At 59.2% G+C, this 22,888-nt stretch carries 24 protein-coding genes; 11 read left to right on the forward strand and 13 right to left on the reverse strand.

The window, feature by feature from the left end; translation table 11 throughout:
• The first annotated feature begins 240 nt into the window (after positions 1-240).
• On the forward strand, positions 241-1,524 hold the full coding sequence (locus A3709_RS12775) for an ATP-binding protein (RefSeq protein WP_066055084.1): 1,284 nt from the start codon (positions 241-243) through the stop codon (positions 1,522-1,524).
• A complete protein-coding gene (locus tag A3709_RS12780) occupies positions 1,517-2,047 on the forward strand; it encodes a response regulator transcription factor (protein ID WP_066055087.1) in 531 nt (176 codons plus the stop codon). The genes A3709_RS12775 and A3709_RS12780 overlap by 8 nt, the downstream gene beginning before the upstream one ends.
• Before the next feature lie 166 nt (positions 2,048-2,213).
• Here A3709_RS12780 and lipB read toward each other — a convergent pair whose 3' ends face one another.
• From lipB to A3709_RS12835, 11 genes are all read right to left on the reverse strand, one after another.
• Positions 2,214-2,831, reverse strand: coding sequence for a lipoyl(octanoyl) transferase LipB (lipB, locus tag A3709_RS12785; protein ID WP_066055090.1), 618 nt, complete (start codon positions 2,829-2,831; stop codon positions 2,214-2,216).
• Positions 2,831-3,100 (reverse strand): YbeD family protein, encoded by a 270-nt coding sequence (locus A3709_RS12790; protein WP_066055092.1) that lies wholly within the window; start codon positions 3,098-3,100, stop codon positions 2,831-2,833. The genes lipB and A3709_RS12790 overlap by 1 nt, the downstream gene beginning before the upstream one ends.
• Positions 3,101-3,102: 2 nt before the next feature.
• Complete coding sequence (locus A3709_RS12795) at positions 3,103-4,263, reverse strand: D-alanyl-D-alanine carboxypeptidase family protein (protein ID WP_156507755.1); 1,161 nt, start codon at positions 4,261-4,263, stop codon at positions 3,103-3,105.
• A 79-nt stretch (positions 4,264-4,342) separates the two neighbouring features.
• The gene (locus tag A3709_RS12800) at positions 4,343-5,176 is read right to left on the reverse strand and encodes a septal ring lytic transglycosylase RlpA family protein (protein ID WP_197484187.1); all 834 of its coding nucleotides are present in this window, start codon (positions 5,174-5,176) and stop codon (positions 4,343-4,345) included.
• Entirely contained in the window at positions 5,173-6,165 is a 993-nt protein-coding gene (mltB, locus tag A3709_RS12805; protein ID WP_066056151.1) for a lytic murein transglycosylase B, read from the reverse strand. The genes A3709_RS12800 and mltB overlap by 4 nt, the downstream gene beginning before the upstream one ends.
• 29 nt (positions 6,166-6,194) lie before the next feature.
• Positions 6,195-7,337 (reverse strand): rod shape-determining protein RodA, encoded by a 1,143-nt coding sequence (rodA, locus tag A3709_RS12810; protein ID WP_066055095.1) that lies wholly within the window; start codon positions 7,335-7,337, stop codon positions 6,195-6,197.
• A complete protein-coding gene (gene mrdA, locus A3709_RS12815) occupies positions 7,337-9,193 on the reverse strand; it encodes a penicillin-binding protein 2 (RefSeq protein ID WP_066055097.1) in 1,857 nt (618 codons plus the stop codon). The genes rodA and mrdA overlap by 1 nt, the downstream gene beginning before the upstream one ends.
• A gap of 39 nt (positions 9,194-9,232) precedes the next feature.
• A complete protein-coding gene (gene rlmH / locus A3709_RS12820; protein WP_066055100.1) occupies positions 9,233-9,703 on the reverse strand; it encodes a 23S rRNA (pseudouridine(1915)-N(3))-methyltransferase RlmH in 471 nt (156 codons plus the stop codon).
• Positions 9,703-10,044: a ribosome silencing factor gene (gene rsfS, locus A3709_RS12825; protein WP_066055103.1), complete on the reverse strand. Its 342-nt coding sequence runs from the start codon at positions 10,042-10,044 to the stop codon at positions 9,703-9,705. The genes rlmH and rsfS overlap by 1 nt, the downstream gene beginning before the upstream one ends.
• Before the next feature lie 36 nt (positions 10,045-10,080).
• Positions 10,081-10,737, reverse strand: a complete 657-nt coding sequence (gene nadD / locus A3709_RS12830; RefSeq protein WP_066055106.1) for a nicotinate-nucleotide adenylyltransferase — start codon at positions 10,735-10,737, stop codon at positions 10,081-10,083.
• Entirely contained in the window at positions 10,734-11,990 is a 1,257-nt protein-coding gene (locus A3709_RS12835; protein WP_066055109.1) for a glutamate-5-semialdehyde dehydrogenase, read from the reverse strand. The genes nadD and A3709_RS12835 overlap by 4 nt, the downstream gene beginning before the upstream one ends.
• 491 nt (positions 11,991-12,481) lie before the next feature.
• Between A3709_RS12835 and A3709_RS12845 the strand changes: the two genes are divergently transcribed.
• Complete coding sequence (locus A3709_RS12845; protein ID WP_066055113.1) at positions 12,482-12,898, forward strand: nuclear transport factor 2 family protein; 417 nt, start codon at positions 12,482-12,484, stop codon at positions 12,896-12,898.
• 6 nt (positions 12,899-12,904) lie between these two features.
• Here A3709_RS12845 and A3709_RS12850 read toward each other — a convergent pair whose 3' ends face one another.
• Entirely contained in the window at positions 12,905-13,507 is a 603-nt protein-coding gene (locus tag A3709_RS12850; RefSeq protein WP_066055116.1) for a peroxiredoxin, read from the reverse strand.
• Between the two features lie 296 nt (positions 13,508-13,803).
• Between A3709_RS12850 and A3709_RS12855 the strand changes: the two genes are divergently transcribed.
• Positions 13,804-14,010, forward strand: a complete 207-nt coding sequence (locus tag A3709_RS12855; protein ID WP_066055119.1) for a bacterioferritin-associated ferredoxin — start codon at positions 13,804-13,806, stop codon at positions 14,008-14,010.
• Between the two features lie 132 nt (positions 14,011-14,142).
• On the opposite strand, the gene grxD is transcribed toward A3709_RS12855, so the two are convergent.
• A complete protein-coding gene (gene grxD, locus A3709_RS12860) occupies positions 14,143-14,472 on the reverse strand; it encodes a Grx4 family monothiol glutaredoxin (RefSeq protein WP_066055122.1) in 330 nt (109 codons plus the stop codon).
• 218 nt (positions 14,473-14,690) lie between these two features.
• Here grxD and A3709_RS12865 point away from each other — a divergent pair, with 218 nt between their 5' ends.
• From A3709_RS12865 to A3709_RS12895, 7 genes are all read left to right on the forward strand, one after another.
• Positions 14,691-15,854: an aspartate aminotransferase family protein gene (locus A3709_RS12865; RefSeq protein ID WP_066055125.1), complete on the forward strand. Its 1,164-nt coding sequence runs from the start codon at positions 14,691-14,693 to the stop codon at positions 15,852-15,854.
• Positions 15,855-15,884: 30 nt separating this feature from the next.
• The gene (argF, locus tag A3709_RS12870) at positions 15,885-16,799 is read left to right on the forward strand and encodes an ornithine carbamoyltransferase (protein ID WP_066055128.1); all 915 of its coding nucleotides are present in this window, start codon (positions 15,885-15,887) and stop codon (positions 16,797-16,799) included.
• A gap of 558 nt (positions 16,800-17,357) precedes the next feature.
• Complete coding sequence (locus A3709_RS12875) at positions 17,358-20,231, forward strand: ribonucleoside-diphosphate reductase subunit alpha (protein ID WP_066055131.1); 2,874 nt, start codon at positions 17,358-17,360, stop codon at positions 20,229-20,231.
• A 58-nt stretch (positions 20,232-20,289) separates the two neighbouring features.
• Complete coding sequence (locus A3709_RS12880; protein ID WP_066055133.1) at positions 20,290-21,561, forward strand: ribonucleotide-diphosphate reductase subunit beta; 1,272 nt, start codon at positions 20,290-20,292, stop codon at positions 21,559-21,561.
• Positions 21,562-21,674: 113 nt separating this feature from the next.
• Complete coding sequence (locus tag A3709_RS12885) at positions 21,675-21,863, forward strand: hypothetical protein (RefSeq protein ID WP_066056154.1); 189 nt, start codon at positions 21,675-21,677, stop codon at positions 21,861-21,863.
• Between the two features lie 101 nt (positions 21,864-21,964).
• Complete coding sequence (locus tag A3709_RS12890) at positions 21,965-22,159, forward strand: hypothetical protein (protein ID WP_066055136.1); 195 nt, start codon at positions 21,965-21,967, stop codon at positions 22,157-22,159.
• A gap of 61 nt (positions 22,160-22,220) precedes the next feature.
• Positions 22,221-22,883 carry a VOC family protein gene (locus A3709_RS12895; RefSeq protein ID WP_066055139.1) on the forward strand — a complete coding sequence of 221 codons (663 nt, stop codon included), beginning with the start codon at positions 22,221-22,223 and terminating at the stop codon, positions 22,881-22,883.
• Positions 22,884-22,888 lie beyond the last annotated feature (5 nt).

Raw genomic sequence — 22,888 nt, forward strand, 5'->3', positions numbered from 1 at the left:
ACAGGGGCTCGTTAGCACCCACGACGGGCCTTTTTGGGCTATCTTTCTGGTCTCCTAACCAGCGGACCAGACCGCGATGGTGGCCTGAGCCGCAGCGAGCGCGGCTGGACACCGCCGCCCAAAAACTACCAGCATACGATGACCAAGGGACAATAGGACTGAGATCAGGCCTACGTGGCTGCAGGAATATGCGACACTCGGTCGCTGCCCACAACCTGAACACCGGCGTATAATGCCGACGTGAACACGATAGTCGCCAAGCCGGCCAGCCCCTCGCTGGAAAATCTGCGCAGCCTTCTGATCATCCGCAGCATTGCACTGCTGGGGCAGATCGGGGTGCTTTGCTATGTGCTTTACAGCAGTCGCACCACCGAGGATTTGTGGGGCATGACTGCCAGCCTCGCCGTGCTGGGCCTGTTTACCATGGCCACATTCTGGCGCAGCCACCAGGCCTGGCCGGTGTCGGACGGTGAATTCCTGGCGCAGTTACTCATCGACGTAGGCGCCTGGACGGTACTCATGTATTTCACCGGCGGCGCCAACAACCCCTTTATTTCCTACTACATTGTGCCGCTGGTGATCTCCGCCGCCGTACTGCCCTGGCGTCACACCTGGCTGGTAGCGGTAGCCTCACTGGCAGCTTACAGCCTGTTGCTTTACTACTACCGGCCATTCCCGTTATTTACCCCGCACGCCCACATGGGTCACGACAGCAACGCCAATGTCCATATTCTCGGCATGTGGTTTAACTTCCTTTTCAGCGCCGGACTGATCACCTATTTTGTGGTGCGAATGGCCGCCCAACTGCGGCAGCAGGAAGCGCGTGCCGTCGCACAACGCGAAGACCAACTGCGCAACGACCAGATTATGGCCGTGGCCAGCCTGGCCGCCGGCACTGCCCACGAGCTGGGCACGCCAATGTCGACCATGACGGTGCTACTGGATGAAATGCTCGCGGACGATGAGCTGTCAGGGCAGGCACGCGAGGACTGCGAACTGTTACAAGCGCAGCTACAACTGTGCCGCAACACCTTAACTGACCTGACCCGCACTGCTGAACTGAAAACCACCACCCAGAGCCAGCCGCTGCCGGTCGATGCATTCGTTGCCCACAGCGTGGACCGCTGGGCGGTACGCAGACCCAACATTCAATACCAGACGCGCACCTTGGTCGCCGGCAAGGCACCGCAAATTCCTTTTGACCCCACGCTTGCTCAGGCCTTTGAAAACCTGCTCAACAATGCGGCCGATGCGGAATCTGAACGTGTCGAGGTCTCACTCAGCTGGGACGCCAGCAACGCCAGCATCGAAGTACGCGACTGGGGCGAGGGTATTAGCCCTGATCTGCTGAAGGACATTGGCAAGCCTATTATTCGCACCAGCCGCAATGGCCTGGGCATTGGTCTGCTCCTCAGTCATGCCACTGTGGAGCGATACGGTGGCCGGGTGGAGCTGCGCAACGCCGAGGATACTGGCGCCATCGCCACACTGACCCTGCCCCTGCTGGAGGCCGGCCGTGAGTAACAAGATACTACTGGTCGATGACGATCCCACCTTTACCGCAGTGATGACCCGCGGTTTCGAGCGCCGGGGCTTTCAGGTACACAGCTGCTCTAACGGCGCCGAAGCCAAGCGCGAAGCTGAAACTTTCCAGCCCAGCCACATCCTGCTCGACCTCAACATGCCGGAGGTTTCAGGGTTGGTCGTATTACCGGAGCTGCTAGCCGCAGCTGCGTCGGCAAAACTGGTGGTTCTCACCGGGTATTCCAGTATTGCCACCGCGGTAGAGGCTACCAAGCTGGGAGCCAAGAACTACCTGTGCAAGCCTGCAACCATCGACGAGATACTGGCGGCCTTCGGTGAGACCCAGGCCCAAGCGGAAGTCACGGTACCCAGTGACCCCATCTCTGTTGACCGCCTCGAGTGGGAACATATTCAGCGTGTCCTCAATGACAATGATGGCAATGTCTCAGCAACCGCGCGGGCGCTGGGCATGCATCGACGCACACTACAGCGCAAGCTGCAGAAGCGCCCGGTTAGACGTTAGGCGGGGGTTAACCAGGCGCTAGTCATACGGCAAAACGGTCAGTAAGGGGCCGTTCTTTTCCGCGTCAGGTCAGTTGAGGCACTGTCTGCGAATCAGCTACGAGCACGCTTGGAACAACGCACGGCTTGCGTCTCTGGCGACGCAGCAGCAAATTTTGCAGGGATAACTAGGCAGCCGTCAGTAACTGCTTGAGACGCTCAATAAGGCGCCTGCCAACCAGATCAGCGTCGGGGATCCAATCGGGCAGCTGCTTCGCCATCGAAGTCACCTGCAAACCTTCGTAGCCGCAGGGGTTGATACGCTGGAAGGGTTCCAGGTCCATGTCCACGTTCAACGACAGCCCGTGATAGGACCTACCTTTGCGGACCCGCAGGCCCAGCGACGCAATCTTGTTGCCATCGACATAAACGCCCGGCGCCTTGGGATCGGCCGCTGCATCGATATCAAACTCGGCGAGCACTTCGACGATAGCATTCTCGATCAGGGTCACCAGCTCGCGCACACCCATACCGCGACGCTTGAGATCTATGAGCAGATACACCACCCACTGACCCGGACCGTGATAGGTAACCTGACCACCACGGTCTACCTGAATGACCGGAATATCGCCCGGGGCCAATAAGTGCTCAGCCTTGCCTGCCTGCCCCTGGGTAAAGACCCGGGGATGCTGCAGCAACCACAGTTCGTCGGGGGTCGTTGCGTCGCGCCCGTCAGTGAAGGCTCGCATATCGTCGAGCACGGTCTGGTAGTCCGCGAGGCCCAGCTCGCGGCTGACAATCTCCATCAGATAACCATCTGCACGTGGCCAGTGGCCATCAGATCCTCGTGTAGCGCGGTCAGCTGGTCCTTACCCGTGGCGGTAATCGTTATCGTCATCGAGGTGAACGTACCCTTGGCACTGTCCTTGACGGTAATGGCGGCCTCATCGAAGCCGGGCGCATGTCGCTCAAAGACTTCCAGGATGACACCTCGGAATTGCTCTGAGCTGCGGCCCAACACCTTGATGGGATATTCGCAGGGAAATTCTATCTTGGGGGGTTCTTGATCGGTCATCACTACACCTTGAACAGGCCGGCAATCCACATCAGGATCATATCCCAGATACGCGCAAATAAACCGCCTGGTTCAACTGCCTGCAGAGCCACTACCGGACCGGTATACACCGTCTCGCCGTCAAGCGTCATGATCACGGTACCGACCTCGTCGCCAATGGCCAAGGGCGCTTCAAGATCCTCATTGATCTGGACATCGCTCACCAGGTGCTTTTTCTTACCGCGCGGCAAGGTCACCACCGCCTCATCGAGAATACCGACCGGGACATAGTCTTCCTGGCCCTTCCAGATACGCGGCTGGTCGAGTTCCTGCCCGGATTCGAACAGTGTGGTGGTCTCAAAGAAGCGGAAGCCATAGTTGAGCAAAGAGCGGGTTTCGTTCTTACGTGAACGCGGGCTGGAAGCACCCATCACCACAGAAATAAGGCGCATACCGCGTCGCTCGGCGGACGCCACCAGGCAGTACCCTGCTTCCTTGGTGTAGCCGGTTTTCATACCGTCAACGGTGGGATCCTCTCCCAGCAGCGAATTGCGGTTGTACTGCTTGATGTCGTTGTAGGTGAACTCGCGCTCTTTGTAGATCGCATACTGCTCGGGATACTCCTTGATCATCGCGTTGGCCAGGGTGGCCAGGTCGCGCGCCGTGGTCAGGTGCTCCGGATGCGGCAGACCGTGCGTATTCACATAGAAGGTGTCGACCATACCCAGCTTTTCAGCGTGGCTGTTCATCATCTGGGCGAACACTTCCTCGCTGCCGGCCAGGTGCTCGGCGACCGCCACCGTGGAGTCGTTGCCGCTGGAAATGATAATGCCGCGTTGCAGGTCGCCGATGGACACGTCCTTGCCTGGCTCGATCCACATCAGCGAGGAACCGGCGAAGCGCGGGTTTTGTGACCACGCGTTTTCACTGATCGCCACCATATCGGTCTCTGCGACATTACCCTCGGCGATTTCAGCAGCGAGCACATAGCTGGTCATCATCTTGGTCAGGCTGGCCGGGGGCAGTGGCAGGTCAGCATTGTGCTCGGCCAGCACCTCACCACTATCGGCATCGACGAGCAGCCAGGCCTTGGCGGCAATTTGCGGCGGGGCCGGGATAATCGTGGCGGCCTGCGCAGCAAAACTGAAAAAAGCGAGAAACAGGACCTGAGAAAGTCGCATCATAGTGATTGAACCGTGGGAATGAGTGTTGCTATGCGGGCATGGTAACGCATGCGTCGGGCCAGCGGAAGAAAGCGGGCCCTCAGGGCAGCGGCTGGCCTTCGGCGTAGCCGCCATCACGCAGCTGTTGCTGCACCAGGGCCAGATCAGCACTACTCTCGACCGGCCCGATCCGCACCCGGTACAGTGTTCTACCACCGGCTTCCACCGGGGCGATAAACACCGGCGCCTGAACAAACCCCTGCAGTTCGCTCTGTAATTGCCGCGCAGAGGCCTCGGCGCCAAAGGCCCCCATCTGCAGGAAGCGATAGTGGGTGCCAGGGGCGCCGCGATGATCATCGGTGCCGGTAACACTGACAACTTCAACTTCCACGGGAGCTGTACCCTGCTCCATATAGCCGAGCTTGACTGCGGCGGCATAGGACAGGTCGATCAGCCGATCACCGTGGAAGGGGCCTCGGTCGTTTACCCTGACGACGACACTACGCCCGTTATTCAGATTGGTGACTCGCGCATAGCTCGGCAATGGTAGGGTTTTGTGCGCCGCCGTGGGGGCGTAGAGGTCGAAAATTTCACCATTGGATGTCTTGTGGCCATGGAACTTACTGCCGTACCAGGACGCCGTGCCCCTCTCCCGGTAGCCCTGATAGTCCTCCATAATCCTATAGGTGACGCCATTGACGGTGTAAGGGCTCTTGTTACCGGCAGCCAGAATCGGGTCTGCGCGAGGGACCGCATCCTGGACATCGTCGGGACCGATATGTCGAAGCGGCGCCGCATCCTGCTGCTGGCTGTAGCGCGCGGCCTGATAGCGGTCGCTGGCGCTGGGCCCATATGTCGTACGTGAGTCATTGCCCGAGCAGGCCTGAAGTAAAGCTGCGGTCATCAACGCCGCAGCGAGTGGGACCAGCTTCATTCGCGCATGCCCGAGCCTATGGCCATGCTCAGCTGATACACCGCCATAGCGTACATCGCACTGTGGTTGTAGCGCGTAATCACGTAGAAGTTCTCCAGGCCCAACCAGTACTCGAGGCTGGCCGGCTGCTCGAATTCAATGGCAATCGCCATGGCCTTGTCATCGTTCTGGGGTTTGAACTCAAAGCCCGCCGCGGCAAACTCTGAGAGCGTGTAGCGCGGTTTGAGCTTGCGGCCCCGGCTAAGCATCTCTTCGGGCACTTCGGCCGGAGGTTCGGCAGACAACACCACCTTCTCGCCCGGCTGCCATCCGTGCTCCACGAAATAATTAGCCACAGAACCGATGGCATCGGTTTTGTTTTCCCAGATATCTGCCTTGCCGTCGCCATCGAAGTCGATGGCGTAGTTGCGATAGCTGCTGGGCATGAATTGACCATAGCCCATGGCGCCGGCGTATGAGCCGACCGGGGTCAGCGGATCCATGCCCTGGTCGCGGGTCAGAATCAGGTAGTGCTTGAGCTCACTGGTGAAAAACTCCGAGCGCCTGGGGTAGTCAAATGCCAGCGTCGACAATGCATCGATAACCCGGTAGCTGCCGCGAATTTTCCCGTAAAGGGTTTCCACGCCGATGATGGCGACGATGATTTCAGCAGGTACGCCGGTCTCCGCCTCGGCGCGTTTCAGGGCCTCGCGATTGTCGCGGTAAAACTGCTGGCCGTCGCGAATACGCTGATCATTGAGGAATATCTTGCGGTACTCGTGCCAGGCTTTGGTCTTCTCTGCCGGCCGGTTCATGGCATTGATAATGCTCTCCTGGCGCTCGGCGTCACTCATAATCGCCACCAGGGCGTCGCGATCAAACCCCTCCTCTTCGACCAGCTGATCAATGACCGCCAGGGCTGCGGGATTGTCACCGTAATGGGGTTGTGCCAACGCGAGCGGCGCAACCATTAGGGCCGCCGCCAGGGCGCTTTTCAGGAGGGTATGCATAATCATGTTCTCACTTATTAGTACGCGGGCTAGCGGATCACCAGTTTTCGTTCGGTACTCACCGCCATCAGGATACCGAAACCGGCCATCAGGGTAACTACCGAGGTGCCTCCCGCACTCACCAGAGGCAACGGCACCCCCACTACCGGCAGCAACCCAGCCACCATGCCCATGTTGACAAAGATGTATACAAAGAAGGTCAGGGTCAGGCTGCCCGCCATCATCCGGCCGAAACTGGTCTGGGCATTCACCCCAATCCAGAAACCGCGCAACAAAATCAGTACGTAAATCGCCAGCAGCACGGCGACACCGCGAAGGCCGTGCTCTTCGGCCAGCACAGCGATAATAAAGTCGGTGTGACTCTCGGGCAGGAAATCGAGTTGCGACTGAGTGCCTTCGAGCCAGCCCTTGCCGGTCCAGCCACCGGAGCCAATGGCGGTTTTGGACTGAATAATATTCCAGCCGGCTCCGAGCTTGTCGCTCTCCGGGTTCAGCAGCGTGAGAATGCGCTGTTTCTGGTAATCTTTGAGCACAAACATCCAGGCGGGCCAGGCTGACGCCAGGGCAAGCACCACCGCCCCGAGAATATAACGCCAGCCAATCCCGGCGACGAACAATACGAACAGACCCGACGAGGCAATCAGTAAAGAGGTCCCCAGATCCGGCTGCTGCAGGATTAACAGGAACGGGATGGCCACCAGCACCAGCGCCACCAGAATATCCCTGAAGCGCGGCGACAGCGGGCGATCAGCCAGGTACCAGGCCACCGCCATCGGCACCACCAGCTTCATCACCTCCGAGGGCTGAAAGCGGAAGCCGCCAATCTGCAGCCAGCGCTGCGCCCCTTTGGCGCCCACCCCGAAAAACATCACCCCCACCAACATGGCCACACCGCCGAGATACAGCCAGGGCGCCCAACGCGTGTAGCGCTGCAGGCTGAACTGCGCGCCGACAATCATGATGACATAGGCCACCGCAAAATAGCGGCCCTGGCGAATCACCGCCCCCATGCTCTGCCCTGAGGCGCTGTAAAGCACGAACAGCCCGTAGCCAGTCAGAATCAGCAGCAGCACCAACAGCGGCAGATCGATATGAAAGCGGGCAAAGGCGCTGGGCCGGCGAGCGAGATCGGCGCTGCCGTGGTGGGGCATCTGGCGGACGTAATCGCCCATCAAGCCGGGTCCTCGAAATCAGTGCTGCCAAACAGCCAGGTATCAATCACCTTGCGGGCAATCGGCGAGGCGGCGGAGCTGCCGCCGCCGTTCTCGACAATAATCGCCACGGCAATGGTCGGCGCTTCGGCGGGCGCAAAGGCTATGAACAGGCCATGATGGCGATGCCGCTCATCCACTTCATCTTCGTTGTACACGGCGCCCTGGGCGATCCCGATCACCTGTGCTGTGCCGGTCTTGCCGGCCATCTTGTAGCGAATACCCTCGGCGAGGGCCTTGGCAGTGCCCTTCTTGCCATGCACCACCTCGAGCATGCCGTCGTATACCACCGCCCAGTTGTCCTCGCTGGCCTGCATGGGCGCAAGTTCCGTGGCCGCCTGAGGCTCGCCGTTAATCGACTGCAGGAAGCGGGGAATACGGCGCTCGCCCTTACTGGCCACCACGGCCGTGGCCACTGCCAGCTGCATCGGTGTGGCCAGCATGTAACCCTGGCCAATACTGGCACTAATGGTCTCACCCGGATACCACGGCTGGCCGAGCGCATCGCGTTTCCAGCGCCGAGACGGCAACACGCCCTTGCGCTCATTGGTGGTATCAACACCGGTACGATCGCCCAACCCATAAGGCGCCAGGTACTCGTACATGGTATCGATGGTGAGCCTGCGCCCCAGGTCATAGAAATACGTGTCGCAGGACTCCGCGATCGCCATCTTCAGATCGACCTCCGGCGCATGGCCGGTGCCGCGAATCCGCAGAATCCAGTCGCGGTAGCGATGCCGATCACCGGGCAGGCTATACCAGCCAGGATCGGGCACTGTGGTCTCGGGCGTCACCAGCCCTGACTCCAGTCCGGCCATGCCCATCATGGGCTTGATCGTAGACCCCGGGGGATATTGTCCCTGCACGGCGCGATTGAACAGCGGGACGTCAGGTGAGTCGCGCAACGCGCTGTAGTTCTTGCTGCTAATACCGTTGACGAACAGGTTGGTGTCATAACCGGGTGTGGAGACCAGCGCGAGAATGCCGCCGGTTTTCGGATCCATAGCCACCACCGCCCCGCGGCGATCGCCCAGGGCGTCAAAAGCCGCCTGCTGTAATCGGATATCCAGGTGCAACTTGATATCCGCACCTGGCTTGGGTGAATTGCGCTCCAGAACTCTCAGCACTCTGCCGTGGGCATTGGTTTCCACGTTCTGGTAACCCACGTCACCGTGCAGCATGTCTTCATAGTATTTTTCGATACCCACCTTGCCGACGTGATCGGTGCCGGCATAGTCGCTCTCGTCCAGCTCCAGGGCCTCGCGCTCGTTGATGCGCCCCACATAGCCGAGCGCGTGGGAGAACAACTCACCATGGGGGTAATGACGCAACAGCTGGGCCTCTACGACCACCCCGGGGAGCCGGTAACGATTGACCGCCAGAGCCGCCTGCTCTTCCTCGGTGAGCCGGAAACGCAGGGCCACGGGTTCATAGGGACGGCGCCGCTTGAGACGGGTCTGGAAACGTTCAAATTCGCTGTCACTAATGGGCACCAGCTCGCCCAGTACCGAGAGCGTATCCTCCAGGTCACCCACCCGCTCCTTGATGACCGACAGGGTGAAGCTGGGGCGGTTGTCCGCCAGCAGAATGCCGTTGCGGTCGTAGATCAGGCCTCTTTTGGGCGGCAGTGGCTGCAGCTGAACCCGATTGCGGTCCGACTGGGTGACATATTGTTGGTAATCGGTGATCTGGAGACTGTAGTAGCGTGCAAAGATGACGCCCAGCATACCCAGCACCACGACTATCGCGGCCACCGTTCTCGCGCTGTAAATGCGGGACTCCCGGTGAGGATCCTTCAGGGCGATGGGCTGGGGCATGAAACAGCTTGGCCTGGAACGTACTTTGGTGAGTGGCTATTACTCGCGATGATACGGGTGATTGACGGTAATTGTCCAAGCCCGATACAACTGTTCGGCTAATAAAATTCTCACCAGCGGATGTGGCAGGGTCAGATCCGACAGTGACCAGCGCCGCTCGGCCCGCTCGAGACAGGCCTGGGAGAGCCCATCGGGCCCACCGATAAGCAAGCTGTAGTTCACGCCGGACATCTGCCAGTTGGACAACTGCTCTGCGAGTTGCTCTGTGGACAGGCTCTTGCCCCGCACATCCAGGGCAATCACCCGATCGCCCACCGGAATGGCCTTGAGAATCTGCTCGGCTTCCTTGTCGCGCAACTTGGCAGCACTGGTCCCCTTGCCGCGCTGGGCCAGCGGCAGCTCCTTCCATTCCACCTTGAGTTCGCGCGGCATGCGCTTGCTGTATTCCTCAACCCCCTGGCTGACCCAGGCAGGCATCTTGGTGCCGATCGTGATGATGCTGATGCGCATCAGTCGGCTTCAGGCTTGGGCTGCTCAGCCCACAGACGCTCCAAATCATAAAAATCACGGGTGGCGGGCAACATGACGTGTACGACCACATCACCAAAGTCCACCAACACCCATTCGCCGGCATCTTCGCCTTCCACACCCAGGGCGCGCTCGCCCTGCTTCTTCGCTTCCATACAGACATTGTCTGCCAGCGACTTCACGTGGCGGTTGGAGGTGCCACTGGCGATCACCAGATAATCCATAACATCGGTGAGCCCGGTCACATCCATGGTCACCGTATTGACGGCTTTGAGGTCATCGAGGGCTTCGATGACGATTTCTTTCAGTTGCTCAGCTTGCATTGCGCAATTGGCTGTTCATAGTGTTGCCATTCCTGTTCATAGATAAAGTTGTCTCTCCTGAATATAGTCCAATACCGGCTCAGGGAGCAGATATCGCGGCGAGTGACCGCCAGCCAAAAGCGAGCGAATTTCCGTCGAGGAGATGGCCAATGGGCGTAGCTCTTCGATCAGCACACCCCCACAGGCTTGTTCGTTTAGTGCCGCGGCACTAGCCAGCCGATGGGTGGCAAGCCATTGCGCCACCTCACCCTCGCGGGGAAATTCCCAGCCCGGCCGTGCCAGCACGACCACGTGGGCCACATCCAGCAGTTCAAGCCAGCGGTGCCAGGTGTTGATGCGTTGCACCGCATCGGCCCCCAGCACCATGCTCAGGCTGTGGCCTTCGCCGAGCTCGCCACGCAAGTCCACCAGGCTGTCGTAGGTATACGAAAGCCCATCCCGATCCAGCTCACGCCGGTCGCAGCGCAATCGCGATTCACCGACAACGGCCAGCTCAACCATGGCCAGGCGGTCCTGGGCACTACAACTGGGTGCTTCCCGGTGCGGCGGGACTGCACAGGGCATTAGCCGCAGATGATCCAGCCCCAGCCGCTCCACCAGTTCCAGCGCAGAACGCAGGTGGCCGTAGTGAATCGGATTAAACGTGCCGCCAAAGACACCGACGGCGGTCAGACGACGGGCATCAGCACTCAAGTGCGAACCTGACCCTCGCCCATCACCACATACTTCTGGGAGGTGAGCCCCTCCAGCCCTACCGGACCGCGGGCATGAAGCTTATCGGTAGAAATGCCGATCTCGGCACCCAACCCATATTCAAAGCCATCCGCAAAGCGGGTGGAGGCATTGACCATCACCGAGCTGGAATCCACCTCACGCAGGAAGCGCATGGCCCGGCCGTGATCGGTCGTGACAATACTCTCGGTGTGCTGGGAGCTGTACTGATCGATATGCGCCATAGCCTGTTCCATGTCGTCGACCACTCGCACCGCCAGAATCGGCCCGAGATACTCGGCGTACCAGTCTTCCTCGGTCGCCACATTGGCACTGTCAACAATCGCTCGCGTGCGCTCACAGCCACGCAGCTCCACGCCAGCCTGACCGTAGGCAGCCGCCAGGCGCGGCAGTATGGCCTGCACCTCTGCGGCGTGTACCAGCAGCGTCTCCATGGTGTTGCAGGTGCCGTAACGCTGAGTTTTGGCATTGATGGCAATCGCCTCCGCCATATCCAAGTCGGCACCGGCATCGATATACACGTGGCACACACCATCGAGATGCTTGATCACGGGCACCTTGGCATCGTTGCTAATGCGCTCGATCAGCCCTTTGCCACCGCGCGGCACAATCACGTCCACATATTCAGGCATGGCAATCAGACGGCCCACGGCAGCGCGATCTGCGGTTTCCACCACCTGCACAGCCGCCGCCGGCAAACCGGCCTGCTCCAGACCCGCGGCCAGGCAGCGGGCAATGGCCAGGTTGGAGGCAATCGCCTCGGAGCCACCGCGCAAAATAGTGGCATTGCCAGACTTGAGGCACAGACTGGCGGCCTCGACGGTCACGTTCGGGCGCGACTCATAAATAATGCCAATCACACCAAGCGGCACGCGCATGCGCCCCACTTTGATGCCACTGGGCATGGTATTCATATCGGAGATGGCACCCACGGGATCGGGCAGCGACGCTACCTGCACCAGCCCTTCGAGCATGGTGTCGATACGCGCAGGCGTGAGCTCGAGGCGATCCATCAACGGACCGTCCAGACCATTGGCAGCGCCACGCTCGAGGTCCTCGGCATTGGCTTTGGCGAGCTCCGGTCGTGCGGCATCCAGAAAATCACGCGCGGCCAGCAAGGCGTTATTGCGCGCGGCGGTACTGGAAGCAACCACTTGGCGCGCTGCGGCGCGGGCCTGGCTGCCTAACTGCTGCATGTACTGCTCTACATCCATCTCGAATATTTCTGCTTGTGAAAACGGCCGGCAATTATACCCGACCTATTGGCGTTCTCCACCTCAGGCTGTGTGCATATTGAAGGTGGTTAGCGACGATCCGGGAAAGAGCATCGTTCTCCTTTTTATTGATATGCCCAGCATCCAGGCAGTCAATCACGGGCCCAAGGCAGCGGGAGTACTGGATACTTTCAGGATCGTCGGAAGCCAGGGATGGCGGACGCCGAAGCGTGCCATGGATGGCCTTGAAGCGGTCCTGAAAGCATTCAGTACGTCCGCCGCCGTCGGGTATAGAACCGTCACCGCCTCAAAACCTTAGCTTTCAAACAACCAACGATTGCAAAGCAACACACGCTTAATTAGAAACAATCACACGACAAAAATAATCGCCACGGAGACCCAATGATTCGTAGCCTCCACACCTGCGCCCTGGCCCTGACACTCATTGCCCCACCGCACTCGGCTCTACCGACGAACTGCTGCAAGCCGTCATGATCGAACAACAAGCCTTCGAGGATGGCGAGTGCGACAAGCTGCTGACCCTTATCGATGAAGACGTTACGTTATATGCCAATGGACAACGCTGGAGCCATGCTCAGGTGGGTAAATTCTGCCGCAACATCAAGCGCCCCTTCGGCGCCGGCCGCGCGCCGATTGAAGACACCGTCACGCCGTATCTGGTGACGCCCGAGCACGGCTATACCGTGCGTAATTTCTTGTGGGAGGACGCTCAGGACAACAAGATGCGCGAAGTCGTCACCAAGGTGTGGCGCAAGCAGGACGGTGAATGGAATATCGTGCACTTCCAGTCCACCGTGGTGCCCGAAAAGCCCCGCAAGCCCCGAGGGCTTTCAGGCAGGCATAAAAAAGCCCGGGACATGCCCGGGCTTTTTCGTCTGAGGGTGTAAGCGAACTTACAGCTCTTCGGAGTTCTCAGACAGGTAGGCAGCAACGCCATCGGGAGAGGCGTCCATACCCTTGTCGCCTTTGTTCCAGCCAGCCGGGCACACTTCACCGTGCTCTTCGTGGAACTGCAGCGCTTCAACCAGACGAATCAGTTCGTCGACGTTACGGCCCAGAGGCAGGTCGTTAACCAGCTGGGAGCGGACAGTGCCTTCCTTGTCGATCAGGAATGCGCCACGGAAGGCAACACCGCCCTCGGCTTCAACGTCGTAGGCACGGCAGATGTCGTGACGAACGTCGGCAGCCATGGTGTAGGTGACCGCACCAATACCACCGGCGTTGATGTCGGTGTTACGCCATGCGTTGTGGGTGAACTGTGAGTCGATGGACACAGCAACCACTTCAACGCCCAGCTCGCGGAATTTCTCCATGCGGTGTTCCAGAGCGATCAGCTCAGAGGGGCATACAAAGGTGAAGTCCAGGGGATAGAAGAATACCAGGCCGTACTTGCCAGCCATGGCCTCGGAACGCTTGTAGGAATCAACGATCTCGCCATTGCCCAGAACCGCGGCTACATCAAAATCAGGTGCAGGTTTGCCAACTAGTACGCCCATTTGCTCTTACTCCAATATTGGGGGTCACAGATAACGCGAAGCTCCGCCTCGCAGTTCGGATGTGAATAATACACAGGCTGAGGGGCAGCGCAATTTGATTATGCGCATCAGATATATAGAAAATAACTATTGCCAACGCCCGCCCCATTGTTAAACCTTTGTTTTTACGGGGGTATTCGCCAGATGCTGCGGCTGACTGGCGATAGAGACGAGAATGTTGTTGACAATCATTCTCGTTATTATTAACGTAAGCATCATCTTAGCCACACCAAGTTATCACGAGTTAATTCAGCACCATGTACGTCTGCCTCTGTAAAGGAATCACCGACACCCAGATCCGCGCTGCGGTTCAAGACGGCGCCAGTTCACTGCGTGAAGTCAATCGCAACCTCGGCGTAGCGAGCCAGTGCGGCAAGTGCGGCATCATGGCCAAGGAGATCGTCCAGGAATCACTGAACGACCTGGCAGAACGCGAAGAGCAGCTGTTCTACGCCGTGAGCTGAAAACAGCAGCACCAGATAGCAAAAAGCCCGGGCAATGCCCGGGCTTTTTTTTGTGCCGAAGTCCTTCGCACAGACCATTCACGCCAGTGTCACATGGCTGAATAAGCCTCGGCGGCTAAGGTCGAAGCCCGATTACTCCGCCGGCTGCGCCGCTGCAGTTTCCTTGACCAGGGTCTGCAGTTCGCCTGATTCAAACATCTCGGTAACGATATCGCAGCCGCCGATCAGCTCACCACCTACCCACAGCTGCGGAAACGTCGGCCAGTTGGCGTACTTGGGCAGTTCGGCGCGCACCTCAGGGTTGGACAGCACGTCAACGTAAGCAAAGCGCTCACCGCACTGCATCAACGCCTGCACAGTGCGCGCAGAGAAACCACACTGGGGCTGGTTCGGGGAGCCCTTCATGTAAAGCAGAATGGGGTTGTTGCCGATCTGTTCTTTGATAGTTTCGATAGTATCCATGTCAAATCCTGTAGCTGGGGTCGGTGGGGCCGACGATATCAAGGCCGCGCATTCTACCCTATTCCACGCTCAAAATATCCACGCGCTTTGCGGATGATTTACAAGCGCAGTGACGGCGTCTATAGTGCTCGGTCCCTAAGGCAGCCCAAGCTGCCTTTTTTGTTTGGGCCACCGCATGAAATGGGGACGGGGTCCGCGAATTACAAGGAGAACACACCATGTCGGCGTTGATGCCCACTTATGCCAGGTTACCAGTCACTTTCAGTCACGGAGAGGGTGTTTATCTCTTCGACACTGAAGGGCGACGATACCTGGACGGCATCTCCGGTATTGCGGTCAACGGCCTGGGTCACAATCACCCGAGCGTGACGGCCGCCATCCAGGATCAGGCCGGCAAACTGGTCCACACATCCAACCTCTATGGGGTCGGACCACAGGAGGCACTGGCAGAGCGGCTGACAGAGATCTCCGGCATGGAGCGCTGTTTCTTTGGCAACTCAGGCGCCGAGGCCAATGAGGCGGCGATCAAGATAGCCCGCCTGCACGGCCACAACCGCGGTGTGGAAAAGCCCACCATCATCGTACTGGAAGGAGCCTTTCACGGCCGCACCCTGGCCACACTGAGCGCCACCGGTAACCGCCAGATCCAGGCCGGCTTCGAGCCTTTGGTCAGCGGCTTTGTGCGCGCTCCGCGCAATGACCTTGAGGCCATTCGCCAGATCGCGGCCAACAACCCAGATGTGGTGGCGTTTCTAGCTGAGCCGATTCAGGGCGAAGGCGGCGTCAACCCATTGGACGAGGACTATTTACGCGGCGTGCGCGAAATCTGCGACGCCCAGGGCTGGCTGATGATGCTCGACGAAGTGCAGACAGGTAACGGCCGCACCGGCACCTGGTTTGCCTATCAGGGCATGGGGTTCATCCCGGATCTCGTGACCACGGCCAAGGGCCTGGGTAACGGCGTCCCCATTGGCGCCTGCCTGGCCCGCGGTGAGGCGGCAAACACATTCGGTCCGGGCCACCACGGTTCCACCTACGGCGGCAATCCGCTGGTATGCGCTGCAGCCCTGGCGGTGGTTGAAGCCATTAACGGCGAAGACATTCTCGCCAACGTCGAGCGCATGAGCGCCCTCATTCGCGACACGATTAGCGCCGATCCGGCAGCGGCACCGCGTATCAAGGACATCCGTGGACGCGGCCTTATGCTGGGCTTCCAACTCGACCGTGACTGCCCGGAGCTGGTGAAGGCAGCGCTCGATGCTGGCCTGCTGATCAACGTCACTGCCGGCAATACCGTGCGCCTGCTACCCCCCCTGATCATCAGCGAAGACGAAGCGCGCGAGCTGGCCCAGGGCGTCGCCAATCTGATCGCTGGCCTGTAGCCGACACCGCGAATTTTTAAGGAAAGAACTATGGCTTCAACACAGCACTTCCTGACCCTTCTGGATTTCAGCCCTGCGGAATTGAACTCCATCATTGCCCGGGCGACCGAGATGAAACAGGCCCACCGCAACGGCGAGGACCAACGCGCCTTCCCCGGCCACGTCCTGGGCATGATTTTCGCCAAGTCATCCACACGCACTCGCGTCTCTTTTGAGGCCGGCATGGCCCAGCTCGGCGGACACGCGATGTTCCTGTCGCCCACCGACACCCAGTTGGGGCGCGGCGAACCCATTGAAGACTCCGGGCGCGTTATCTCATCGATGGTCGACATCGTCATGATCCGCACCTTCGGCCACGACATTGTCGAAACCTTTGCCGCCAACTCATCGGTGCCGGTTATCAATGCCCTGACAGATGACTTCCACCCCTGCCAGCTGTTGGCGGACATCCAAACATACGTTGAACACCGCGGCAGCATTGCGGGCAAAACCGTGACCTGGGTGGGCGACGGCAACAACATGGCCCAGAGCTATATAAACGCCGCGCGCCAATTCGATTTCGAACTGCGCCTGGCCTGCCCCGAGGGCTATGACCCGCGCAGCGACCTGCTCGAGGCCAACAGTGACCGCGTGCGCCTAGTTCGCGATCCCAAGGCCGCCGCCGAAGGCGCCGACCTGGTGGTGACGGACGTATGGGCCTCCATGGGCCAGGAAGAAGAGCAAAAGCAGCGCGAAGCTGCCTTTGCCGGCTACCAGGTCAATGCCGAGCTGATGTCGCGTGCCGCCAGTGACGCGCTCTACATGCACTGCCTGCCCGCACACCGCGGCGAAGAGATCAGCGCTGAGCTGATGGACGCAGCGGATACTGTCATCTGGGACGAGGCGGAAAACCGCCTGCACGCGCAGAAAGCGCTCATGGAAACCCTGCTACTGGCAAATCGCTAAGGCCCCGCACGGGCCCTGCCCCACAGGGCCCGCTGCTTAATAACAAATCTGTATATTCCTGCCTTTTTATAGAAGAAAAAAATCCATCACCTGCTGCATTGGCCGCCAGCCCCCCATCGGCTTGGGTTTTAGCGTTAGCACTCACCCACCTGGCCATCTATCAACAAGTTGTCCACAGCATAAACCCAGGCTGATGCCTTGCAATAGCGGACACTGCGCACTATCTTGTATTCATTCCAGCGATACACCCCAACATATGGGATAACCGGTGACCAAAAAACAATCGAAAAGCATCGGGATGTAACACAATTGTTACCCTTTTGCGCAGTTTGAAGCCACCGCTACACACCGCTGAACAGAATTAGGAGATCGCAACCGTGCTCACCCACTGACCGGGGTAGGCATATCCAGCGGCTGCGAAACATGTAGGGGAACTTCCCGCCACCCGACCGGGGGCTGTCTTAACAGGCCCTCCCAGGGCGGCCACCCCCCATATCCGAAACGCTGTACCTGACATCAGAACTATAAGGCGCAAGCCACTCAAGGAATCGGAGAGATATGCAGACAGAGACCAATCCCAGCGGCACCAGCACCGGCGCTACTCCCACCGACCAGGACACCCCCGTCAGCGGCGGCATCGCGGCGACAGCGCCCGGCCAGCTGCGCGTCATCAAGCGCAATGGCACGGTGGTTCCCTTCGAGGGCAGTAAAATTGCCGTTGCGATCACCAAGGCCTTCCTCGCAGTGGAAGGCGGTACTGCTGCGGCGTCCAGTCGCATTCACGAAACCGTCGCCAAGCTGACCGATCAGGTCGCCGCGACATTCAAACGGCGCATGCCCTCCGGCGGCACCATTCATATCGAAGACATCCAAGACCAGGTAGAACTGTCGCTGATGCGCGCCGGCGAGCACAAGATCGCCCGCGACTATGTAATCTACCGCGAAGAGCAGGCCCGCAAGCGGGCGGCCAAGGCATCCCTGTCCCAGGAAACACAGGAAGCGGCCAATGCCATCAGCGTGGTACAGGCCGACGGCAGCCGCATCCCTCTGGATCTCGATCGCCTGCATACGATTGTCAGCGAAGCCTGTGAGGGCCTGAGCGATGTCAGCGAAGCGGACATCCTCGATGAGGCGCTGAAAAACTTGTACGACGGTGTGACTGCCGACGAACTGTCGACATCGCTGGTGATTACCGCCCGGACCATGATCGAGCAGGACCCGAACTACAGCTATGTGGCCGCCCGCCTGCTCGAAGACAGCCTGCGCGCGGAAGCACTGGCCTTTATGGGGCTCGCCGACAGCGCCACCCACGCAGACATGGCGCGCCTGTATCCGGCAGCGCTGCCTGCGTATATCGCCAAGGGTGTAGAGCTCGAGCTGCTTGCCCCGAATCTGCTCGACTTTGATCTCGAGCTATTGGGCCAGGCCATTCTGCCCGAGCGTGATAAACAGTTTACTTATCTCGGCCTGCAGACACTGTACGACCGCTACTTTATCCACAGCGACGAAGTACGCTTCGAATTGCCACAGGTATTCTTCATGCGCGTGGCCATGGGCCTGGCGACCGAAGAAGCGGACAAGAACGCTCGCGCTATCGAGTTCTACGAGCTGCTGTCATCCTTTGACTACATGAGTTCCACCCCGACCCTGTTCAACGCGGGTACGCTGCGCCCGCAGCTGTCGTCCTGCTACCTGACCACGGTGCCGGACGACCTGCACGGCATTTATGGCGCCATCCAGGACAACGCCATGCTGTCCAAATTTGCCGGCGGCCTGGGTAACGACTGGACTCCGGTGCGCTCACTGGGTGCCTACATCAAGGGCACCAATGGCAAGAGCCAGGGCATTGTGCCCTTCCTCAAGGTGGTGAATGACACCGCAGTGGCAGTAAACCAGGGCGGCAAGCGCAAGGGCGCAGTGTGCGCCTACCTTGAAACCTGGCACATGGACATTGAGGAATTCGTCGAGCTGCGCAAGAACACCGGCGACGATCGCCGCCGCACCCACGACATGAATACCGCCAACTGGATTCCTGACCTGTTTATGAAGCGGGTGTTCAACGACGAGGACTGGACCCTGTTCTCACCCAGCGATGTACCCGACCTGCACGACCTGTACGGCAAGGCCTTCGAAGAGCGCTACTCCCAGTACGAAGCCATGGCCGCCGCGGGCGAGATCAAACTGCACAAGACCGTCAAAGCCGAGAACCTGTGGCGCAAGATGCTGGGCATGCTGTTTGAAACAGGCCACCCGTGGATGACTTTCAAGGATCCCTGCAACATCCGCTCGCCACAGCAACATGTGGGCGTGGTGCACTCATCCAACCTTTGCACCGAGATCACCCTCAACACCAACGCCGACGAGATCGCCGTGTGCAACCTCGGCAGCGTTAACCTGCCCCAGCATATTGGCGACAACGGCCTCGACCAGGCCAAGCTGCGCAAGACCATTCGCACCGCCGTGCGCATGCTCGATAACGTCATCGACATCAACTACTACTCGGTAGATACGGCGCGTAATTCCAATATGAAACACCGCCCAGTGGGCATGGGTGTTATGGGTTTCCAGGATGCCCTGTACAAGCAACACCTCGCCTATGGCTCTGAGCAGGCCGTGGAATTTGCCGACCGCTCTATGGAAGCGATTAGCTACTACGCCATTGAGGCGTCCAGTGAACTGGCAGCCGAGCGCGGCACCTACTCTTCCTACGAGGGCTCACTATGGAGCCAGGGTATTTTCCCCATCGACTCCCTCGACAAGCTGGTGGAAGAGCGTGGCGAGCAATATATCCAGGTGAATCGTGACCAGACTCTGGACTGGCCCACACTGCGCGCTCTAGTGGAGCAGAACGGCATGCGCAACTCCAATGTCATGGCAATTGCACCCACCGCGACCATTGCCAACATCACCGGTGTCTCCCAGTCCATCGAACCCACTTATCAAAACCTGTACGTGAAATCGAACCTGTCAGGTGAGTTCACCGTGGTTAACCCCTATCTGGTCAACGACCTGAAAGCCCGGGGTCTGTGGGATGGAGTGATGGTCAACGACCTCAAGTACTACGACGGTTCCGTACAGGCCATCGACCGCATTCCGGCAGACCTGAAGGCAATTTACTCAACCGCCTTTGAAGTGGACCCACGCTGGCTGGTTGACTCTGCCTCCCGTCGCCAGAAGTGGATTGACCAGGCCCAGTCACTCAACCTGTACATCAATAACGCCAACGGTAAGAAGCTCGATATCACCTATCGCATGGCCTGGTATTCCGGTCTCAAAACGACTTACTACCTGCGTTCGCTGGCGGCCACCGGCACCGAGAAATCCACAATTGATACCGGGGCACTGAACGCGGTGTCCAATGAAGCGGCAGCACCGGCACCTGTACCGGCAGCCTGCTCACTGGATGACCCGGACTGCGAGGCCTGCCAGTAAGATGGTCGGCAGCGTGATACAGACAACAACAGAAACCAAAGCCAGGGGACAACAATAGATGCTGAGTTGGGATGACTACCACAAAGACGAAACTGCACCACAGCCTGTCAAAGAGCAGATGGCGACGCAGCCGGCGGCCGAGACTGCGGCCCCCAAATCACTGGTAGCCGAAATGGAAATGCCACCCGGGGCGGTGGCAGCACCGAAGCGCGAGGAACCCAAGGCGGCGCCGGCCGATCCCGTGGCACGCGCAGCTGAGACGGTGGCCAATATCGATGTGGCACCTGGTCTGGAAGAGCTGGAAATGGGCGCCTCCCGTGTTTCCGTGGACGAAAAAGCCATGATTAACTGCCGCGCTGATCTCAATCAGTTGGTGCCCTTCAAGTACGACTGGGCCTGGCAGAAATACCTGGATGGCTGCGCCAATCACTGGATGCCCCAGGAAATTAACATGACGGCGGATGTCGCCACCTGGAAGAGTGCCGATGGCCTCACCGAGGATGAGCGCCGCATCGTGATGCGCTCACTGGGCTACTTCTCAACCGCAGACTCGCTGGTGGCCAACAATCTGGTGCTGGCCATTTATCGCCTGATCACCAACCCCGAATGCCGCCAGTACCTGCTGCGCCAGGCCTTTGAGGAAGCCATTCACACTCACGCCTACCAGTACTGTATTGAGTCACTGGGTATGGACGAAGGTGAAATCTTCAATATGTATCGCGAGGTTCCGTCCGTTGCCGCCAAGGCCTCCTGGAGCCTGAGCCACACGCACAGCCTTAGCGATCCGACATTTACTACCGGCACCCTGGAGACTGATCAGGAATTACTGCGCAACCTGATTGGCTTCTATGCGGTAACTGAAGGCATCTTCTTCTACTGTGGCTTTACCCAGATTCTGTCCATGGGCCGCCGCAATAAGATGACCGGCGTCGCCGAGCAGTTCCAGTACATCCTGCGCGACGAATCCATGCACCTGAACTTCGGCATTGATGTGATTAACCAGATCAAGCTGGAGAACCCACAGTTGTGGAGCGAGTCTTTCCAGGACGAAGTCGTACAGATGATTCTCGAGGGCACCGAACTCGAAATTCAATACGCCCGGGATACCATGCCGCGCGGCGTACTGGGCATGAACGCAGCGATTATGGAGGAGTACCTCCACTTCATCGCCAACCGGCGCCTGTCGCAGCTCGGCCTGCCCGAGCAGTTTGTCGGCGCCCAGAATCCGTTCCCCTGGATGAGCGAAATTATGGACTTGCGCAAGGAGAAGAATTTCTTCGAGACACGAGTGATCGAATATCAGACCGGCGGCGCGCTAAGCTGGGATTAATTCCGGCTGATATTGGCGAGTTACCGATGAACCAAGCCCAGCCGGCCGCCCCTGTTGTACCTGGGGCGGCTGGATGGCACCAACAGTGGTACGGCGAAAAGCGAGGACTTTCCATGTCAGATAACGACAGGCCAACGGAAACCGAGACCATACTGATGGCACTGGACCAGATCAGCCAGACCATCGAAGTGATGACCAGCGTGGTGAACAGACTGCGCAACTACGTCCATCAGCAGGAGGCTGCCGCAGAGCAGTCCCGGGAACTGGCGGCTGATATGCAAGGCGACCGTATTATCCACTGAGCGCGCTGTCGTCTGAAGCCATGCGCATGGCGCCCAGCGCCATTCGCCAATAGCGCTCGCTCCCTCAGACTGTCACTGTGAGCAAAAACAGGAGTGCAGTCATGAAACCCGAGAAAAACCACCACGCCGACGAGGCCGTGCTGATTGCCCTGGAGCAAATCGGCAAAACCCTGCAGCTTATGGAGAGTCTGTTCCAACACCTGGAACAGCACGTCCACTCGCGCCTGAGCGAAGAACAGGAAGCAGAACAAATCCGCCTGGATTTCGATATCCCTTCCGAGCGCACAGTACACTAACCCTTGGCAGCGGCAGCCATCCGCGTATCATCCCTGCTGTTGATATTGCCTGGAGACTGCCGTGTTCGCCGCTTTTGACCGAGCCTACCTCGATATACCCTCACCTGACGCCGCCCTTAACGAATACACATCACTGCTAGGCATTGCCCCACAGGGGAACTGCCTGTCACTGTCCAATCTCGACATTTGCCTGAGAGAGACTGCGGGCGAACCCGGCATTGCCGGGCTCAACCTGCTGGATGACGACCTGGCGGTAGGTACCGAGCAGGCGCTGGATACAGCCGCCCTGTCTATAGCCATGGCGGCGTCTCATCACCGTGACCCCGAGTATCGCCAGATCAACTCTGCCACCGGCATCTACGCCGTGGATCATCTGGTCCTGCAAACACGCGATGCCGATGCCTGTATCGCACTCTTTGGCGAGCAACTGGGTCTGCGCCTGGCGCTGGACCAGAAAGTCCCCGAATGGGGCGGCCGCATGCTGTTCTTCCGGCACGGCAAAATGACCCTGGAGGTCATACAGAACCTGAAAGAGCCCCCGGTGCGCGATTTCTTCTGGGGCATTACCTACCTGTGTCACGACATTGATCAGACCATCGCCGCGCTAGACGAGCGCACAGTGGCACACTCACCAATACGCACCGGTCGCAAACCGGGCACGCGGGTCGCCACGATCAAGAGTCACACGCTGGGCATCCCGACCCTGATTATCGAACCGGCCTGAAGTGC

This window comes from Halioglobus sp. HI00S01, assembly GCF_001635445.1.
In the GTDB taxonomy this organism is placed as follows: domain Bacteria; phylum Pseudomonadota; class Gammaproteobacteria; order Pseudomonadales; family Halieaceae; genus Halioglobus; species Halioglobus japonicus.